The 16628-nt window shown below is 71.8% G+C and carries 17 protein-coding genes and 1 tRNA gene; 12 read left to right on the top strand and 6 right to left on the bottom strand.

Annotation, left to right across the window (positions count from 1 at the left end; translation table 11 throughout):
* Positions 1 to 20: 20 nt before the first annotated feature.
* The 9 genes from HNR13_RS18040 to HNR13_RS18000 all read left to right on the top strand — a co-directional run bounded on the left by HNR13_RS18040 (position 21) and on the right by HNR13_RS18000 (position 7543).
* Positions 21 to 1223, top strand: a complete 1203-nt coding sequence (locus tag HNR13_RS18040; RefSeq protein WP_179607986.1) for an ATP-binding protein — start codon at positions 21 to 23, stop codon at positions 1221 to 1223.
* A 4-nt stretch (positions 1224 to 1227) separates the two neighbouring features.
* A complete protein-coding gene (locus HNR13_RS18035; RefSeq protein WP_179607985.1) occupies positions 1228 to 1899 on the top strand; it encodes a LuxR C-terminal-related transcriptional regulator in 672 nt (223 codons plus the stop codon).
* 124 nt (positions 1900 to 2023) lie between these two features.
* Positions 2024 to 2096, top strand: a tRNA-Trp gene (locus tag HNR13_RS18030).
* 43 nt (positions 2097 to 2139) lie between these two features.
* Positions 2140 to 2412: a preprotein translocase subunit SecE gene (secE, locus tag HNR13_RS18025; protein ID WP_179607983.1), complete on the top strand. Its 273-nt coding sequence runs from the start codon at positions 2140 to 2142 to the stop codon at positions 2410 to 2412.
* A gap of 53 nt (positions 2413 to 2465) precedes the next feature.
* Complete coding sequence (nusG, locus tag HNR13_RS18020; protein WP_179607982.1) at positions 2466 to 3386, top strand: transcription termination/antitermination protein NusG; 921 nt, start codon at positions 2466 to 2468, stop codon at positions 3384 to 3386.
* Between the two features lie 122 nt (positions 3387 to 3508).
* Positions 3509 to 3940 (top strand): 50S ribosomal protein L11, encoded by a 432-nt coding sequence (rplK, locus tag HNR13_RS18015; protein ID WP_055890341.1) that lies wholly within the window; start codon positions 3509 to 3511, stop codon positions 3938 to 3940.
* Between the two features lie 79 nt (positions 3941 to 4019).
* The gene (gene rplA, locus HNR13_RS18010; protein ID WP_179607980.1) at positions 4020 to 4709 is read left to right on the top strand and encodes a 50S ribosomal protein L1; all 690 of its coding nucleotides are present in this window, start codon (positions 4020 to 4022) and stop codon (positions 4707 to 4709) included.
* A gap of 187 nt (positions 4710 to 4896) precedes the next feature.
* Positions 4897 to 6903, top strand: a complete 2007-nt coding sequence (locus tag HNR13_RS18005) for a S53 family peptidase (protein WP_343063608.1) — start codon at positions 4897 to 4899, stop codon at positions 6901 to 6903.
* Positions 6904 to 6991: 88 nt separating this feature from the next.
* A complete protein-coding gene (locus HNR13_RS18000; protein WP_179607978.1) occupies positions 6992 to 7543 on the top strand; it encodes a GNAT family N-acetyltransferase in 552 nt (183 codons plus the stop codon).
* Here HNR13_RS18000 and HNR13_RS17995 read toward each other — a convergent pair.
* The gene (locus tag HNR13_RS17995) at positions 7524 to 8495 is read right to left on the bottom strand and encodes an NADP-dependent oxidoreductase (RefSeq protein ID WP_179607977.1); all 972 of its coding nucleotides are present in this window, start codon (positions 8493 to 8495) and stop codon (positions 7524 to 7526) included. The genes HNR13_RS18000 and HNR13_RS17995 overlap by 20 nt on opposite strands.
* Before the next feature lie 261 nt (positions 8496 to 8756).
* Here HNR13_RS17995 and HNR13_RS17990 point away from each other — a divergent pair, with 261 nt between their 5' ends.
* The gene (locus HNR13_RS17990) at positions 8757 to 9515 is read left to right on the top strand and encodes a DUF998 domain-containing protein (RefSeq protein ID WP_179607975.1); all 759 of its coding nucleotides are present in this window, start codon (positions 8757 to 8759) and stop codon (positions 9513 to 9515) included.
* Here HNR13_RS17990 and HNR13_RS17985 read toward each other — a convergent pair.
* From HNR13_RS17985 to HNR13_RS17965, 5 genes are all read right to left on the bottom strand, one after another.
* Positions 9494 to 10225, bottom strand: a complete 732-nt coding sequence (locus HNR13_RS17985; protein ID WP_343063607.1) for a YqaJ viral recombinase family protein — start codon at positions 10223 to 10225, stop codon at positions 9494 to 9496. The genes HNR13_RS17990 and HNR13_RS17985 overlap by 22 nt on opposite strands.
* 35 nt (positions 10226 to 10260) lie before the next feature.
* Entirely contained in the window at positions 10261 to 11292 is a 1032-nt protein-coding gene (locus HNR13_RS17980) for a Gfo/Idh/MocA family protein (RefSeq protein WP_179607973.1), read from the bottom strand.
* A gap of 94 nt (positions 11293 to 11386) precedes the next feature.
* On the bottom strand, positions 11387 to 12133 hold the full coding sequence (locus HNR13_RS17975; protein ID WP_179607972.1) for a ThuA domain-containing protein: 747 nt from the start codon (positions 12131 to 12133) through the stop codon (positions 11387 to 11389).
* Positions 12130 to 13275 (bottom strand): Gfo/Idh/MocA family protein, encoded by a 1146-nt coding sequence (locus HNR13_RS17970; RefSeq protein ID WP_179607970.1) that lies wholly within the window; start codon positions 13273 to 13275, stop codon positions 12130 to 12132. Before HNR13_RS17970 ends, HNR13_RS17975 begins: the two co-directional genes overlap by 4 nt.
* A 120-nt stretch (positions 13276 to 13395) precedes the next feature.
* Positions 13396 to 14577 (bottom strand): ROK family transcriptional regulator, encoded by a 1182-nt coding sequence (locus HNR13_RS17965; RefSeq protein ID WP_179607969.1) that lies wholly within the window; start codon positions 14575 to 14577, stop codon positions 13396 to 13398.
* A 163-nt stretch (positions 14578 to 14740) separates the two neighbouring features.
* Here HNR13_RS17965 and HNR13_RS17960 point away from each other — a divergent pair, with 163 nt between their 5' ends.
* Together HNR13_RS17960 and HNR13_RS17955 are read left to right on the top strand one after the other, a co-directional pair.
* Positions 14741 to 15487: a sugar phosphate isomerase/epimerase family protein gene (locus tag HNR13_RS17960; protein WP_343063606.1), complete on the top strand. Its 747-nt coding sequence runs from the start codon at positions 14741 to 14743 to the stop codon at positions 15485 to 15487.
* On the top strand, positions 15484 to 16599 hold the full coding sequence (locus HNR13_RS17955; RefSeq protein ID WP_179607965.1) for a Gfo/Idh/MocA family oxidoreductase: 1116 nt from the start codon (positions 15484 to 15486) through the stop codon (positions 16597 to 16599). The genes HNR13_RS17960 and HNR13_RS17955 overlap by 4 nt, the downstream gene beginning before the upstream one ends.
* Positions 16600 to 16628: the final 29 nt, after the last annotated feature.

The raw sequence follows: 16628 nt of genomic DNA, 5'->3' as shown, positions 1-16628 counted from the left end.
GGTCTGCTTGGATTCCAGGTATGGCCACCACTCCAGCGACCGGCGCGCGCGTGCAGCGCCCTCCGCTCGCGCGCCCGCGCGACTGCGTGGTCGGCGGGGTGAGCGTAGCGCTGGCCGACCACCTCGGCTGGCCGGTGACTGCCGTGCGCTGGCTCTTCGTCGGCACCTCCCTGATCGGCGGGGCCGGAGCGCTGCTCTACCTGTGGCTCTGGGCGCTCAGCCCGCTCCGCGACCCGGCTCCCGGCGACCCGGACGAGCGCGTGACGCGCCGCGTGAACGTGCCGTGGGTGCTCGCCGCCTTCGGCGCGGCCGCAGGGCTCACGGCCATCGTCCTGGTGGCCGCCGACGCCTCCGGCGCGGCGTTCGGCGCCGTCGTCGCCTCGGTGCTCCTGCTCGTCGCCGGCGTGGTCTGGGACCAGCTCGTCGACGACCAGAGCCTCGCGCCCTCGCCGCTGGCGCCCGCGACCTTCCGGCTCGCGGCCGGCGCGTTCCTCGTCGCCCTCGCTCTCGTGCTCAGCGGCATGCAGGCGGGCCGCTCCTCCGGGTACCTGTGGCTGGCGATCATCGGGGCGACCTTCGCCGGCGCCGCCGTCCTGGTCGCGCCCTGGGCGCTGCGGCTCTGGCGGGAGCTGATCGCCGAGCGGACCGCTCGCGTGCGCGAGGAGCAGCGCGCGGAGATGGCGGCGCACCTGCACGACTCGGTCCTGCAGACCCTGGCGCTCATCCAGAACCGGGCGGGGGCCTCCAGCGAGGTCGGCAGGATCGCCAGGGCCCAGGAGCGCGAGCTGCGCGACTGGCTGTACGCCGAGGGCGCGGACGGCGCGCCGCCGGAGGCGTCCGACCTCGCCACCGAGCTCCGCGAGGTGGCGGCGGCGCTCGAGGTCGACCACGCCGTGCACTTCGACGTCGTGAGCGTGGGCGAGCCCGTGCTGCGCGCTCCCGCCGAGCTGGGCGCGGCAGCGCGCGAGGCGATGCTCAACGCCGCCCGGCACGCGGGCGGCGACGTCTCCGTCTACGTCGAGTCCGGCGCGGGCAGCGCCGACGTGTTCGTCCGCGACCGCGGCCCCGGCTTCGACATCGCCGCCCTGCCGGAGGGCCGGCTCGGCGTGCGCGAGTCCATCGTCGGCCGGATGCGCCGCGCCGGCGGCCACGCCACGGTGACCTCCCGGGACACCGGGACCGAGATCCACCTGACCGTCGAACTGCCCGCCGAGCGAGAATGAGACCATGACCGACGACACCGCACCGCGCCCGATCACGGTCGTGATCGTCGACGACCATTCGATCTTCCGCTCCGGGCTGCGGTCCGACCTGGACGACCGCCTCCGGGTCGTCGCGGAGGGGCAGGACGTCGACGGCGCCGTGGAGGCGATCCAGCGCACGCGTCCCGACGTCGTGCTGCTCGACGTCCACCTCCCCGGCGGGGCGGGCGGCGGCGGCGCGGAGGTGCTGCGCCGCACGGCCGCGGAGCACCACGGCACGCGCTTCCTGGCCCTCAGCGTCTCCGACGCGGCCGAGGACGTCGTGGGCGTCATCCGGGCGGGAGCGCGCGGCTATCTGACCAAGGGCAGCTCCGGACGGCAGGTGAGCGACGCGGTCGTCGCCGTCGCGGGCGGCGACGCGGTGTTCTCGCCCAAGCTCGCCGGGTTCGTGCTCGACGCGTTCGGCGCGGCGGCGGGGGAGCAGGCCGAGAGCACCGACGAGCTCGACCGGCTCTCGGCGCGCGAGCGCGAGGTCATGCGGCTGATCGCGCGCGGCTACGCCTACAAGGAGGTCGCCGCCGAGCTCTTCATCTCGGTCAAGACCGTCGAGACGCACGTCTCCGCCGTGCTGCGCAAACTCCAGCTCTCGTCCCGTCACGAGCTCACCGCGTGGGCCCTGGAGCGCAAGCTGCTCTGACCCCGGGCGTTTTTGCGAGGGGGTGCGGCGTCCCGTACACTTGGGTGCGGTGGTTGAATCCGCCAAGCTTTTCTGCGCCTATTTTTCGCGAATGCCAGGAGGGTTTCTTGGGTTCACGATCCCTAGGGCGGTAGCTCAATTGGCAGAGCAGCGGTCTCCAAAACCGCAGGTTGCAGGTTCGATTCCTGTCCGCCCTGCAAACCGGCATCCCGGATGCCGGTCCACGAAAGGTGTAACGAGGTGGCCCGAAAGGTAATCGACGAGCCGAGCGAGGAAGTCGTCGCCAACGCCAAGAAGGATCGCGCCGCGAGGCGCAACCCCTTCGCGCGGATCGCCCTGTTCATCCGGCAGGTCATGGGCGAGCTCAGGAAGGTCGTCACGCCGACGCGCAAGGAGCTCCTGAGCTACACCGGCGTCGTGCTCGTCTTCGTGGTGATCATGATGGCGATCGTGTCCCTGCTCGACTGGGTGTTCGGTCTCGGCGTGGTGTGGGTCTTCGGGAATCCGAAGTAACCGAGCCTCCCGACCGGCCGCACGGCCATACCGACAGAAATGGAATGAATTCAGTGTCTGAGACGAATCGCGACGACGTCGACTGGGCGACCGCTGCAGAGCAGTCCTCCGAAGACGACGAGGCGCAGACGGGCAACGTCCTGGAGCGCGACGAGGAGTCGTCCGACCCCGCCGAGCACGAGGCGCTGCACATCGTCGCGGAGGACGGCACCGAGATCGACCTGGACGCGGTCCTCGACGCGATGGCCGAGGCCGTCGACCCCGAGGCCGACCGTGCGGTCGACGAGGCCCTCGAGGTCGACTCGGCCGAAGAGGCCGAGGCCGCCCAGGAGGCCGTCGAGGACGAGGACGAGGCCGCCGCGGACCCCTACGAGGAGTTCCGCGCCGAGCTGCGCGCCAAGTTCGGCAAGTGGTACGTCATCCACTCCTACGCCGGCTTCGAGCGCCGCGTGAAGTCCAACATCGAGAACCGCATGGTCTCCATGAACATGGAGGACTTCATCTTCGAGGTCCAGGTCCCCATGGAGGACGTGGTCGAGATCAAGAACGGCCAGCGCAAGATGGTCAACCGCGTGCGCATCCCCGGCTACGTGCTGGTGCGCATGGACCTCAACGAGGACAGCTGGTCCGTCGTCCGCCACACCCCCGGCGTCACCGGGTTCGTCGGCAACGCCCACAACCCGACCCCGCTGCGCTTCGAAGAGGCCTTCTCGATGCTCAAGAGCCTCGTGCAGGTCGACCAGGCCCCGGCCAAGGGCGCCGCGAAGGGCCAGAAGGCCGCCGCGCGCGTCATCCCCGCCGAGGTCGACTTCGAGATCGGCGAGACCATCACCATCAAGGAGGGCTCGTTCGCGGGCCTGCCTGGCTCGATCAGCGAGATCAAGCCGGAGAGCGGCAAGCTCACCGTGCTCGTGTCGCTCTTCGAGCGCGAGACCCCGGTCGAGCTCAGCTTCGACCAGGTCACGAAGCTCTGACGGGAATCATTCAGGGCATCCCCCAGTTTTGACATGACACCGGGTCTCGGAAAGGCCGAGAAACCGGGAGAGCGACGCGGGTTCCGAATCCACGCGCTCGAATACACAAAGAAGGAAGAGACATGGCACCGAAGAAGAAGGTCACCGGTCTGATCAAGCTTCAGATCAACGCCGGCGCCGCCAACCCGGCCCCGCCGATCGGCCCGGCCCTGGGTCAGCACGGCGTGAACATCATGGAGTTCTGCAAGGCGTACAACGCCGCGACCGAGTCGCAGCGCGGCAACGTCATCCCGGTGGAGATCACCGTCTACGAGGACCGTTCGTTCACGTTCGTCCTGAAGACCCCGCCGGCCGCAGAGCTGATCAAGAAGGCCGCTGGCGTTCCCAAGGGCTCCGGCGTCCCGCACACCACCAAGGTCGGCAAGCTGACCCAGGAGCAGGTGCGCGCCATCGCCGAGCAGAAGATGGTCGACCTCAACGCCAACGACATCGACGCGGCGTCGAAGATCATCGCAGGCACCGCCCGTTCGATGGGCATCACGGTCGAGGCGTAAGCCCGACCTCCCCGTCACCCAGACATCACCGTGGCAGAGCCGGCCAGGCTCGCACCACATTCTCGTAAGGAGAAATCTCATGGCACAGAAGTCCAAGGCCTACCGGGCCGCGGCCGACAAGATCGAGGCCGGCAAGTTCTACACCCCCACCGAGGCCGTCACCCTCGCGAAGGAGACCGGTTCCGCCAAGTTCAACTCGACCGTCGAGGTCGCGCTGAAGCTCGGCGTGGACCCGCGCAAGGCGGACCAGATGGTCCGCGGTACCGTCATCCTTCCTCACGGTACCGGCAAGACCGCGCGCGTCATCGTGTTCGCGACCGGCCCGGCCGCTGAGGCAGCCATCGCCGCGGGCGCCGACGAGGTCGGCGGCACCGACCTGATCGAGAAGGTCGCCGGCGGCTACACCGACTTCGACTCGGCCGTCTCCACCCCGGAGCTCATGGGCCAGGTCGGCCGTCTCGGCAAGGTGCTCGGCCCGCGCGGCCTGATGCCGAACCCGAAGACCGGCACGGTCACCCCGGACGTGGCGAAGGCCGTCTCCGACATCAAGGGCGGAAAGATCGAGTTCCGCGTCGACAAGCACGCCAACGTGCACTTCGTGGTCGGCAAGGCGGGCTTCACCGCCGAGCAGCTCGACGAGAACATCAAGGCCGCCCTCGACGAGGTCGTCCGTCTCAAGCCGTCCGCCGCGAAGGGCCGTTACATCCAGAAGGGCGCCGTGTCGACCACGTTCGGCCCGGGCATCCCGCTGGACGTCAACGCGATCTGATCGCATCGTTCCCTCGACGGGCCGGCGCCGCGCACGCGGTGACCGGCCCGTCGTCGTCCGCGGGACGGAATCTGCGACGAACCTGTCTACCCCATCTTGCGGAGGGTAGAACGGCTGGACTACGTTCGGTCTGTCGCGCGTCGCGCGGCGGCTCGATGTCGAGCCAGTCTCAGCGAAGGGGAACGTTGTGAAGCACTCTCGCACCACCGACCAGGTCATCCACAAGAGGGCCATCGGTATCATCGCCACCACGGCCGCCGTGGTGGCGTTTTTGATGGCAGGGGCACCCGCGGCGAACGCCGACGGCCGGGTCTCCTACTCCGGCTCCGTCCCGTCGTGGGCCACCGCCCAGAACGACCAGGGGGCGGCGCCGGCCGACGAGACCGTGCAAGGCGAGATCTATCTGCCGCTGCGCGACCTGAAGGGCGCGGAGAATCTGGCCAAGCAGGTCTCGAATCCGTCGCTGGCCGGCTACCGCAAGGCCCTGAGCCCGGCGCAGTGGATCGCGCGGTTCTCGCCGTCGCAGGCCGACTACGCTTCGGTGCTCGCGTTCCTCAAGACGGCGGGTCTCACCATCCAGGGCACGCCGGACAGCCGTCAGTACGTGGTGTTCCGCGGGACCCCGCAGCAGCTCGGCTCGGTGTTCGGGACCTCCCTGCATGCCTACGACTACGCGGGCCACCGGCTCGTGGCGCCGTCGTCGGCTCCGTCGCTGCCGGCCGCGATCGGAGCGAAGGTCTCCGGCGTCAGCATCGAGCAGTCCCGGACGCTGACGCGGCCGGACTCGATCGTGCAGGGCGACATCGGCGCCTCCGAGACCCCGCAGGTCTCGCGCAAGGCCGCCACTGCTCCGGTGATCCAGACCCCGTGCTCGCACTACGTCGGCGAGCACGTGGTGACGGTTCCTCCCGCGTACAACGGACAGACCAGCTACAGCACCTACAACTGCGGCTACACCCCGCAGCAGCTCCGGAGCGCGTACGGACTGACCGACCTTACCCGCCGCGGCGTCAACGGCAGCGGCCAGACGGTCGCGATCATCGACGCCTACGCCAGCCCGAGCATCCTGCAGGACGCGAACGGCCTCGCACAGCAGAACGGCGAGCCGCTGCTGACGGCGTCGAGCTACCAGCAGCTCGTGCCGCCGGCGTCGCAGTTCACGGATCAGGCGGCCTGCCAGTACCCGAGCGGGTGGCAGGGCGAGCAGACCCTCGACGTCGAGTCCGTGCACTCGGTTGCCCCCGGCGCGCGCATCCTCTACGTGGGCGGCACCGACTGCGGCGGCGGCCTGGACATCGCCATGTCGAAGATCCTCGACAACAAGCTGGCGAACATCGTCAGCAACAGCTACGGGAACGTGGGCGAGGCCGTGCCGGCCGACGTGATCCAGGGCGAGGTGGACCTCCAACTGCAGGCGGCGGGCGAAGGCATCGGCCTGTACTTCTCGAGCGGCGACCACGGGGACGAGGCGGCGCCCAACGAGGTCGGCCACCCGTCGCCCGACTTCCCCGCGTCGTCGCCGTGGGTGACCTCGGTCGGCGGCACCAGCCTCGGCATCGACAAGAACGGCGCGATCGCGTGGGAGACCGGCTGGGGCGACCAGCTCGACAAGATCGTGAAGAACCCCGACGGTACCCTCGCGTACACCTCCGCTCTGCCCGGCGCCCTCTTCGCCGGGGGCGCGGGCGGCGGCGTGAGCGCCGTCTTCTCCGCGCCGGAGTACCAGCGCGGGATCGTGCCGCAGGCGCTGAGCAACGGCTACCGGGTCTCGCCGGACGTCTCGGCGCTGGCCGACCCGTACACCGGCTTCCAGATCGGCATCCGGCCCATCGTCGACGACACGACCCTCGCGACGGGCGACTACGTCAACGAGACCTACGGCGGCACGTCGCTGGCCTCGCCGATCGTCGCCGCCCAGATCGCGATCGTGCAGCAGGCGACCGGGAGGACGATCGGGTTCGCCAACCCGACGCTCTACGCGGTCGACCGGGTGCTGCCGAGCGCGTTCCGCGATGTCGTGCCGCAGAATCCGCCGCAGGCGCTGGTCTACACCAGCCGCAACAGCGGCAACAGCTATTTCATCACGCTCGATCAGGACACGTCGCTGAAGACGGCCAGGGGATACGACGATGTCACCGGCCTCGGCGGCGTCTCGTTCACCCTCCTCAGCCTCGTGGCCCAGGGACGGCACTGAGCGGGTCCGACCGACGACGGGGGACGCCCTCATGCGGCTGCGCATGGGGGCGTCCCTCTGTCCGCCCCGGCGCCGCTACGCTGGCGGGATGACCGTCGTGATCCGTCCCGCGACCCCCGGCGACGCCGTGGCGCTGGCCTCCGTCGCCGCCGTGACGTTCCCGCTGGCGTGCCCGCCGCACACCACGGAGGAGGCCAAGGCCGCCTTCATCGCGACGGTGCTGTCCGCGGAGCGGTTCGGCGAGTACACAGTCGACCCGGAGCGGCGGCTGCTCGTGGCGGAGGACGCCGCGGGCGAGGTCATCGGCTACACCATGGTGAACCTCGGCGAGCCCGCGGACGCGGACGTGCGCGCGGCCCTCCGGGTGCGCCCCACCGCCGAGCTGAGCAAGTGCTACGTGCTGCCCGGGCATCACGGCGAGGGCGTCGCGGGGCGCCTGATGGAGGCGAGCCTGGCCGCGGCGGCCGCCGCCGGAGCGGAGGGCATCTGGCTCGGCGTCAACGAGGAGAACGCGCGGGCGCAGCGCTTCTACGGCAAGCACGGTTTCGAGCGCGTGGGCTCCAAGCGCTTCCTGGTCGGCGACCGGCTGGAGGACGACTGGGTGATGGAGCGCGCGCTGGTCAGCCCTCCGCGACCTTGAGCACGATGGCGCCCCGGGTGTGCTCGTGCTCGAGCGCCCGGTGGGCCTCCGCGATCTCGTCGAGCGGGAAGATCCGGTCGACGTGCACCCGCACGCTCCCGGTCTCCAGCAGGCGGGCGATGACGGCGAGGGTGCTCCCGTCCGGCGCGCCCGTGTAGCCGGTCGCCCGCACCCCGGCGGCTTCTGCCGCCTCGGCGAGCCCGGGGTCGACGCCGGCGGGGACGTGCAGCACGAGCAGGCCGCCCGGCCGGATGAGCGCGAGCGCGCGCGTGGCGCGGTCCAGCTCCGGGGACGGGTCGATCACGACGTCGACGGTGTCCCCGAGGCCGGTGGGGTCGTACCCGGTCGCGGCCTCGTCCACCACCTCGGCGGCGCCCAGGGCGCGCAGCCAGCTGTGGTTCGTGCTGGGCGTGGTGGCGATCACGTGGGCGCCGAAGTACGCGGCGAACTGGATCGCGAAGTGGCCGACGGCGCCGGTGCCGGCGTGGACGAGGACGCGCTGGCCCTCGTGCGCCTTGGCCAGCTCCACCACCATGCCCCACGCCGTGAGCGCGGCGTGCGGCGCCGCGGCCGCCTCGATGTGGGAGAGCGTGGCCGGTTTGCGGACGAGGCTCACGCTCGGCACCGAGACGTACTCGGCGTAGCTCCCGCCGAAGCGCGGCACCATCACCATCCCGAAGACCTCGTCGCCCGGGCGCAGCGGATGCGCGGCGAACGGCGACTCCACGACGACCCCGCTGAAGTCGTGCCCGAGCACGGCCGGGAAGCTGTGGATCGCGTCGAAGACGCCGAGGCCGGAGCGCGTGGAGGCGTCCAGCGGGTTCACGCCGGCCGCGACGACCTTCACCAGGAACTCCGCGTTGACCCGGTCGGGCGTGGGGGCCTCGCCGATCCGGAGCACTGTCGCGTCGCCTGCCGCGTCGAGGAGTGCGGCGCGCATCGTCTTCGGCATTCCTGATCCCCTCGTCGCCCCGCCGCGTGCGGTGCGGCTGCCTCCCAGTCAAACGCGCGGATGAGTCTGCGGTGTTACAGGCGGGTCACCACGTGTGAACAGTCTGTTTCCCGGACCCTGCGCAGCGCCTTTCCCGGTCCGTTCAGGATCGGGCGGCCCGGCTCAGGACGTTCGCAGGAGGGGTCCGGATAGAATCCCTCGACCCGAATCATCCCGGTCCGAGGACCATCCCTGCCGGAACACGACCCGAGGAGAGCCGCTGTGCGACGACCGCTGCGTATCGTGCGCCAGCCGTTCGCCCTGCCGGTGCTCGCGGGCGGCTGGCAGCGGGCCGTCCCGGTGCTGCTGGCGATCGGGACGGTGTGCGTGCTCGGCGGGCTGACGATCATCTGGGCGGCCCGGCTCACCGTGCCGTATCCGGTCTACGTGAGCGAGCTCGGCGCCGTCGGCGCTCCCACCGCGGTCCCGTTCAAGGTCGCGCTCCTGCTCATCGCGGCGGGCGGCTTCTCCGTCGCGCTGGCGAGCGGGCACGTCCGGTCGTCGCTGCGCGCGCTGGACCGGTGGGCGCCCGCCGTCAGCCTCGGCTTCGCCGCGCTGTGCTTCGTCCTGGCGTCCCAGGTCACCTGCACGGCGTACTGCCCGGTCCCGCTGGTGAACCCCGAGTCGACGGTGCAGGACCTGGTGCACACGGTCTCGGCCGTCCTCGGCTTCGCGGCGGCGTGCTTCGCGATGCTCCAGGTCGCGTTCGCCTCCGGCCTGCCGCGGGTCGCGCGCTTCTCGCTGGCGAGCTGCGTCGCGGTGGCCCTCATCACCATCGTGGGCGGCCTGCTCGCGCTCGTGCACGTCGCGACGGAGATCGGCGCCTGGCTGGAGCTCGTCGGCACCACCGTCGCGATCGCGTGGATGGCGGTCTACGCCCTCGCGCTGGTCCGGGTCCCGGCCGGCCCTGGCCGCACCATGGCCGCCGCACCGGACGCCGCCGAAGCCGGCACGATGGATCAGGAAGCGATCGTCGGCTGAACCGCAGCGGCCGGCCGCGCCGTCGCCTCGCGCAGCAGGTCGATCAGATCGCCCGCCAGCGCCACGAGCCGGGCGATCTCCCGGTCGTCCCGGTCGACCCACTGGCACTGGGGCTCCTCGTGGATCGGCACGAACCGGTCGTGCTGCTCCCACACGAACAGCGTCCGCTCGGCGCCGAGGACGTACTGCTGCCACCAGATCTGCCGGAGGTAGTGCCGGGGGATGCTGTTGAACGGCTTGTTCGTGGTCTTGATCTCGGCCAGCTCGATCCGGCCGCCGTCGCGGAGGACGAGGCCGTCCGGCGTCGCGAGGTGCCGGCGGTCGCGCTCGGCGTGGAACAGCAGGTCGGACGGCTGGATGCCGTGCGTCGCGGCGACCCAGGCGGCGATCTCCGGCTCGCGGCTGCGGCCGTGCCGGGTGAAGCTGTTGCCGGAGAACCCGGAGCCGTTCAGCTTGTCGGAGACGGCGGCGCGCAGCGACTGCGGCGTCGACAGCTTGGCGACATCCGTCGCGGTGATGCCGCGGCTGCGGGCGCGGAGCCAGCCGACGCGATCGCTCGACGACGCCACGACGCGCGCCAGGTGCCCGGTCGCCCCCGGGACGGCCGGCACCACCGGCCGCGGGGCCGGAGCGGACGAGGAGGGCCCCAGGTCCGCCAGCACGCCCGGCCGGTAGAGGTCGGCGGTGCGGGTGGCGGAGCGGTCGAACACTCCTCCATTCTGCCTCGGCCCCCGGCGACTCGCCGTCAGCCCACGCCCGCCGCGCCGAGCTGGCGGCGGGCCTCGTCGATCGTCGCGAGGGTGGACACCGCCTCCGCCAGCGAGTGCAGCGGCGACTCGGTGCGGCCCTCCGCCACGTAGCGCGCGAGAGCGGCTGCTTCGTACGACATCCCCTGCCGGTGCGGACGCCCGTACGGGTCGCGCCACGCCTCCACGACGCGGCCGTCCGAGCCGGTCAGCCGGAGGCCGCTCGGACCCCAGAACGGGCTGTCCAGCTCGATCCGGCCGTCGGCGCCGCAGATGGTCGCCAGCGACGGCGTCCCGGCCCGCAGGCCGGTGCTCAGCAGCGCCTGCGCGCCGCGGGCCGAGCTGAGGATCAGCGCCGCCTGCTCGTCCACACCGGTCGGGGCCAGCGTGCCTGTCGCGATGATCCCGGCGGGGGCGCCGAGCGCGAACGACGCCCACGACACCACGTAGACCCCGAGGTCGAGGAGGGCGCCGCCGGCGAGCGCGGGGTCCCAGAGCCGCCCGGCGGGGTCGAAGGCGGCGTTCCCGCCGAAGTCGGCGGTGACGACGCGCAGCTCCCCGAGCGCGCCGGCGTCGAGCAGTTGCCGCACGATGTCGGTCTGCGGGAGGTAACGCGTCCACATCGCCTCCATCGCGAAGACGCCGGCCGCCCGCGCGGCGTCGGCGATCCGCCTGGCCTGCTCGGCCGTCGCCGCGAGCGGCTTCTCCACCAGGACGTGCTTGCCCGCCGCGATCGCGAGGAGGGCGTGCTCCAGGTGCTCGCTGTGCGGGGTGGCGACATAGACGACGTCCACCTCCGGGTCGGCGACCAGCGCCTCGTAGGAGTCGTAGGCGCGCTCGACGCCGTGTGCGGCGGCGAACGCGGCTGCCCGCTCGGCCGACCGCGACCCGCAGGCGACCATCCGCTGCGTCGTGTGCGCGTGCAGCGCGTCGGTGAAGTCGGCGGCGATCCCGCCGGGGCCGATCACGCCCCAGCGCAGGGCGGGCGCGTCCGCGGGGTCCGGAAAGCGGGGCGAGGGGAGGCTGGCCATACGCACAGTCTGCCCTGCCACCTCAGGGGGGTCGCAACACGCCGTTATCCGCGGTGCGGAACGGCGTGTTGCGACCCCTCTTCTGAGGTTCGGGTCAGACCGGCTGCGGGTTGGAGACCTCTGGGGCCTGGCGGGCGCCCGCGACCGGCGCGGCCCAGCGGACGCCGTTGGCGAGGACGCGGCGCACCTGCGGGTGGAAGTAGACCGGGTACTCCTGGTCGCCGGGCGAGAAGTAGAAGATCTTGCCGCGGCCGCGCGTGAACGTCACGCCGGAGCGGAAGACCTCCCCGCCGGTGAACGAGCTGATGAACACCAGGTCGTCCGGCGTCGGGATGTCGAAGAACTCCCCGTACATCTCCTGCGCCTCGATCACGATGGGCTGGTCGACGCCCTCCGCGATGGGGTGCGTCGGGTTCACGTTCCAGACCAGCTCGCGCTCGCCGCCCTCCGGGTTGCGCCAGCGCAGCGAGCAGGTGGTGCCGAGCATGCGGATGAAGATCTTCGAGAAGTGCCCGGAGTGCAGGACGATCAGGCCCATCCCGCCGAGGACGTGCTGCCGCACGCGCTCCACCACCTCGTCGGAGACCTGGTCGTGGGCGATGTGCCCCCACCAGAGCAGCACGTCCGTCTCGGCGAGCTGCTGCTCGCTCAGACCGTGCTCCGGGTCGGCGAGGGTCGCCGTGCGGACGGTGACCTCCTGGCCGAGCAGCTCGGTGAGGCCGGCGGCGATGGCGCCGTGGATGCCGTCCGGGTAGATCGCGGCGATCTCGGGCTGGGTGGTCTCGTGGACGCCCTCGTTCCAGACGGTGACGCGCAGCGGTGTCGTGGCGGTCATGGTCATGCCTCCTGGGTCTCGGTGGTGGTCGTGCTGTCGGCGTCGAGCCCGGCGGTCGCCGGGGTCAGGCGCACCTCGGCGCCGAGGCGGGCCGACTCGTAGGCGGCGTCGATGACGCGGGCGCGATCGAGGGCGAGCGAGCCGTCCCAGTGCGACCAGTTCGGCTCGTCGGCGACGTGCTCGAGGAAGGTCTCGACCACCGCGAGGTGGCCGCGGCCGGCGTCGGCGGTCACCGCGATGTCCTCGACCTCCTCGCCCTCTCCGGTGAAGATGGTCAGTTCGCCGGCGGGGGCGTAGTCGACGACGCGGAGGTCCGCGCCGCCTTCGGTGCCGTAGAGGGTGATGCCGAACTCGTCGCCGGCCGGCCGGTAGGCGGCCCAGCTGGTCTCGAGGACGATCGAGCCGCCGCCCTCCAGGCGCAGCAGCAGGCTGGCCAGGTCCTCCACCTCGTAGGCGGAGCCGACGTGCTGCTTGTCGCTCTTGGCGCCGCCGCGGCCGCGTGCGCCGAGCTCGGAGTGGGTGACGGCGGAGACGGCGGTGACCTGCGGCTCGCCGAACAGGTGCAGCGCGTAGTCGAGCACGTGCACGCCGATGTCGATCAGCGGTCCGCCGCCGGCCATCTCGCGGTTGGTGAACCAGCTGCCGAGCGCGGGGATGCCCGCCCTGCGCAGCCAGATCGCGCGCGCGTGGTACGGCCGGCCGATCTGGCCGGCGTCGATCGCGGCCTTCAGCGCCTCGATGTCGCCGCGGCGGCGGTGGTTGAAGGCGACCTCCAGCACGCGGCCGGAGCGGTGCGCGGCGTCCACCATGGTCTGGGCCTCGGCGGCGGTGCGCGCGATCGGCTTCTCGCTGAGCACGTGGATGCCCGCCTCCAGCGCGCCGACGGTGATCGGCGCGTGCAGGAAGGTGGGGACGGCGACGCTCACGACGTCGAGGTCGCCGTCGGCGACGAGGTCGCGCCAGTCGCTGTAGCGGCGCGTGACGCCGTACTTCTCGCCGAGCTCGGCCCGGGGGCCGTCCTCCATGCCGGCGATGGCGACGAGCTCGACGCCGGGGAGGGAGGCGTAGGCGTCCATGTGCTGCTGGCCGGCCCAGCCGAGGCCGACGACGCCGGCGCGGAGCGGGGTGGTCGGAGTGGTTGCGGTCACTGCGGTCCTTTCGAGGGAGGGTGTTCGTGGAGCGGTGTCGTGGTGGTCGTGGTGGTCGAGGGCGGCGGGCGGTCGAATCGATTCGACCTTCCTGTGGGGCGGCGGTGGTGCGGTGCGGCTTCAGCGGGGGAGGGGACGGGAGGCGACGCCCAGGGTGTCCTGGATGACCATGATGGCCGCGCCGATGGCGCCGCCGGTCTCCGGGGAGCGGGACTGGGTGATGGTGAGATGCTGCGTGGCGAGCGGGGTGGAGCGCTGGTAGACGACCTCCCGCACCCCGGCGAGGAGCTGCTCGCCGACCTGGGACAGGCTGCCGCCGACGACGACGAGCGACGGGTTCAGCAGGTTGACGCAGGTCGCGACGACCTCCCCGAGATCGCGGCCCGCCTGGCGGATGGCCTGCAGCACCTCGGCGTTGCCGGTGCGGGCGAGCGCGACCACGTCGTCGCTGGAGGCCGCGGGGATGCCCGCGGCGGTGAGGGCGCGGGCGATCGCCGGTCCGCTGGCCAGGGCCTCCAGATCGGCGTCGCTGGCGCCGTGGCTCGGGGTCTCGCTGGTGAACGGCACGCGCACGTGGCCGAGGTCGCCCGCGGAGCCCTGCGCCCCGCGCTGCAGCCGGCCGCCGCTGATGATGCCGGCGCCGATGCCGGTCGCGACCTTGACGAACAGCAGCTCCGACTGGTCGGGCCAGGCGAGGGCGTGCTCGCCGAGGGCGAGGAGGTTCACGTCGTTGTCGACGAGGACGGGCACGTCGAACACGCGCCGCACGTACGTCGGGATGTCGAAGCGGTCCCAGCCCGGCATGATCGGCGGGTTCACCGGGAGGCCCGTCGAGTGCTCGACCGGCCCCGGCACGCCGATGCCGACGCCGACCAGGTCGCCGAGCGGGCGCCCGGTCGCGGCATACAGGCGCTCGGCGGTCTCGAGCGCCCAGTCGAGGATCGCCTCCGGGCCGTCGGAGATCCGCAGGCGGCGGGACTCGCTGGTCGTGATCGTACCGGCGAGGTCGGCCAACGCGACGACGCCGTGGGTCGCGCCGAGGTCGATCGCCAGGACCACGCGCGAGTCGGGGTTGAACCGGATCCGCGCGGGAGGGCGGCCTCCGGTCGACACGTCGTCGCCGGCCGGCGCCACGAGCCCGGTCTCGGTGAGCGTGTCGATGCGCACCGCGATCGTCGAGCGCGCGAGACCGGTCAGCTCCGCGAGCTGCGCCCGGGTACGCGGAACGCCGTCGCGCAGGATCGCCAGGAGCTCCGAGGCGTCTGCGGCGACGATGCCGGACGCCCGGGCACTGTCGGTCATGCAGGTATTGAATCACAGGGCTGGCCGGCGATCCAAAGGCGGGCGGCCGTGCGTCGACTTTTGATTGACAATCGGCAGAAGTCTCGCTTGAATGGACGTCGGCGCCGTTTCGTGCGCCGTCACCCCAGCGTCACCATCCAGCGAAACTCGACGAGGAGAACCAGTGTCGACGTCCAACCTCTCCGTGCAGCTCTACACGGTCCGTGAGCTCCTGACCGAGGACACGGTCGGAACCCTCCACCGGATCGCCGACATCGGGTTCACCCAGGTGGAGCCGTTCGGCTTCCTCGACTTCGCGGACGGCCTGCGCCAGGGCTTCGCCGAGACCGGCCTCACCGCGCCCACCACCCACCAGGGGTTCATCGGCCGCGAGGACCTCGACACCGTGTTCGCCACGGCGGCGGACCTGGGCATCACGACGGTTATCGACCCGCACGTCCCCGCCGAGCGCTGGCAGACGGCCGAGGACGTGGAGGCCACCGCCGCCGCGCTCAACGCCGCCGCCGAGGTCGCCGCGAAGCACGGCGTCCGCGTGGGCTACCACAACCACGCGCACGAGCTGGAGAGCACGATCGACGGCGTGACCGCGCTGGAGTACTTCGCGTCGAAGCTCGCGCCGGAGGTCGTCCTGGAGGTCGACACCTACTGGGTGGCCGTCGGCGGCAAGGACCCGGTGACGCTGCTCCCGAAGCTCGGCGACCGCGTCGTCGCCCTCCACATCAAGGACGGCCCCGGCACCACCGAGACCAAGGACCAGGTCGCCGTCGGCCAGGGCTCGCTGCCGATCGCCGACATCATCGCCGCCGCCCCGAACGCCCTCCGCGTCATCGAGCTCGACGACTCGCGCGGCGACCGCTTCCAGGCCGTCGCCGACAGCTACGCGTTCCTCACCACCGAGGCCTTCGCGTGACCGGCACGGAGAAGGTCGGCACGGGCAAGGTCGGCGTCGGCCTCATCGGCGCCGGCGTCATCAGCAACCAGTACCTCGAGAACCTCACCGCGTTCCCGGACCTCGACGTGCGCTTCGTCGCCGACATCGACCTGGAGCGCGCCAAGGCCCAGGCCGAGAAGTACGGCGTCCCGGGCTCCGGCACTGTGGAGGAGCTGCTCGCGGACGACGCCATCGAGATCGTCGTCAACCTCACCATCCCCAAGGTGCACGTCGAGGTGGCGCTGCAGGCGCTCGCCGCCGGCAAGCACGTCTGGAGCGAGAAGCCGTTCGCCCTCGACCGCACCAGCGGCATCCAGCTGTTGGAGGCCGCGCACGAGAAGGGCCTGCGCGTCGCGACGGCGCCCGACACCTTCCTCGGCGCCGGCATCCAGTCGTCGCGCCGCCTGATCGAGAGCGGCGCGATCGGCGCCCCGCTGACCGCGCTGACCCTCATGCAGAGCGCCGGCCCGGAGTCGTGGCACCCGAACCCGGACTTCCTGTTCCAGGAGGGCGCCGGTCCGCTGTTCGACATCGGCCCGTACTACCTGACCGCCCTGGTGCAGCTGTTCGGCCCGGTCAAGCGCGTGTCTGCCGTCGCCTCCAAGGCGAAGGAGTCGCGCGTCATCGGCTCCGGCCCGCGCGCCGGCGAGTCGTTCCAGGTCACCGTGCCGACGCACGTCAGCGCGCTCTACGAGTTCGAGAGCGGCCAGACCGCGCAGTCGATCTTCAGCTTCGACTCCAAGCTGGGCCGCACCCAGTTCGAGGTCGCCGGCCTGGAGGCGACGCTCGTCGTCCCCGACCCGAACACCTTCGAGGGCGACCTCCTGGTGCACGGCGCCGACGGCGTCGAGACGCTGCCGTCGACCGGCACCACGAGCAGCCGCGGCATCGGCGTCGTCGAGCTGGCGCGGGCCATCCGCGCGGGCGTCCCCGAGCGGGCCTCCGGCGAGCAGGCCTTCCACGTCCTCGACGTCATGGTCGCGACCATCGAGGCCGGCGAGTCCGGTGCGCCGGTGGACGTGAAGAGCACCGTCGAGGTCGCTCCGGCCCTGCCGGAGGACTGGGACCCGCGCGCGGCGACCCTGGCCTGATCACGGCGCGGTGGAGCTCAGGGCAGCGC

The sequence above is a fragment of the Leifsonia shinshuensis genome (assembly GCF_013410375.1).
Taxonomy (GTDB): domain Bacteria; phylum Actinomycetota; class Actinomycetes; order Actinomycetales; family Microbacteriaceae; genus Leifsonia; species Leifsonia shinshuensis.
The sequence above is the reverse complement of the archived record's forward strand: the minus strand, read 5'-3'. Positions and strand labels throughout refer to the sequence as shown.

Excerpts from the sequence above, each read along its gene's own strand:
- HNR13_RS18035 (WP_179607985.1), top strand. The coding sequence starts at position 1,228 with ATGACCGACGACACCGCACCGCGCCCGATCACGGTCGTGATCGTCGAC.
- HNR13_RS18000 (WP_179607978.1), top strand. The coding sequence starts at position 6,992 with ATGACCGTCGTGATCCGTCCCGCGACCCCCGGCGACGCCGTGGCGCTG.
- HNR13_RS17975 (WP_179607972.1), bottom strand. The coding sequence starts at position 12,133 with ATGACCATGACCGCCACGACACCGCTGCGCGTCACCGTCTGGAACGAG.
- HNR13_RS18040 (WP_179607986.1), top strand. The coding sequence starts at position 21 with ATGGCCACCACTCCAGCGACCGGCGCGCGCGTGCAGCGCCCTCCGCTC.
- rplK (WP_055890341.1), top strand. The coding sequence starts at position 3,509 with ATGGCACCGAAGAAGAAGGTCACCGGTCTGATCAAGCTTCAGATCAAC.
- HNR13_RS17980 (WP_179607973.1), bottom strand. The coding sequence starts at position 11,292 with ATGGCCAGCCTCCCCTCGCCCCGCTTTCCGGACCCCGCGGACGCGCCC.
- rplA (WP_179607980.1), top strand. The coding sequence starts at position 4,020 with ATGGCACAGAAGTCCAAGGCCTACCGGGCCGCGGCCGACAAGATCGAG.
- HNR13_RS17995 (WP_179607977.1), bottom strand. The coding sequence starts at position 8,495 with ATGCCGAAGACGATGCGCGCCGCACTCCTCGACGCGGCAGGCGACGCG.
- HNR13_RS17965 (WP_179607969.1), bottom strand. The coding sequence starts at position 14,577 with ATGACCGACAGTGCCCGGGCGTCCGGCATCGTCGCCGCAGACGCCTCG.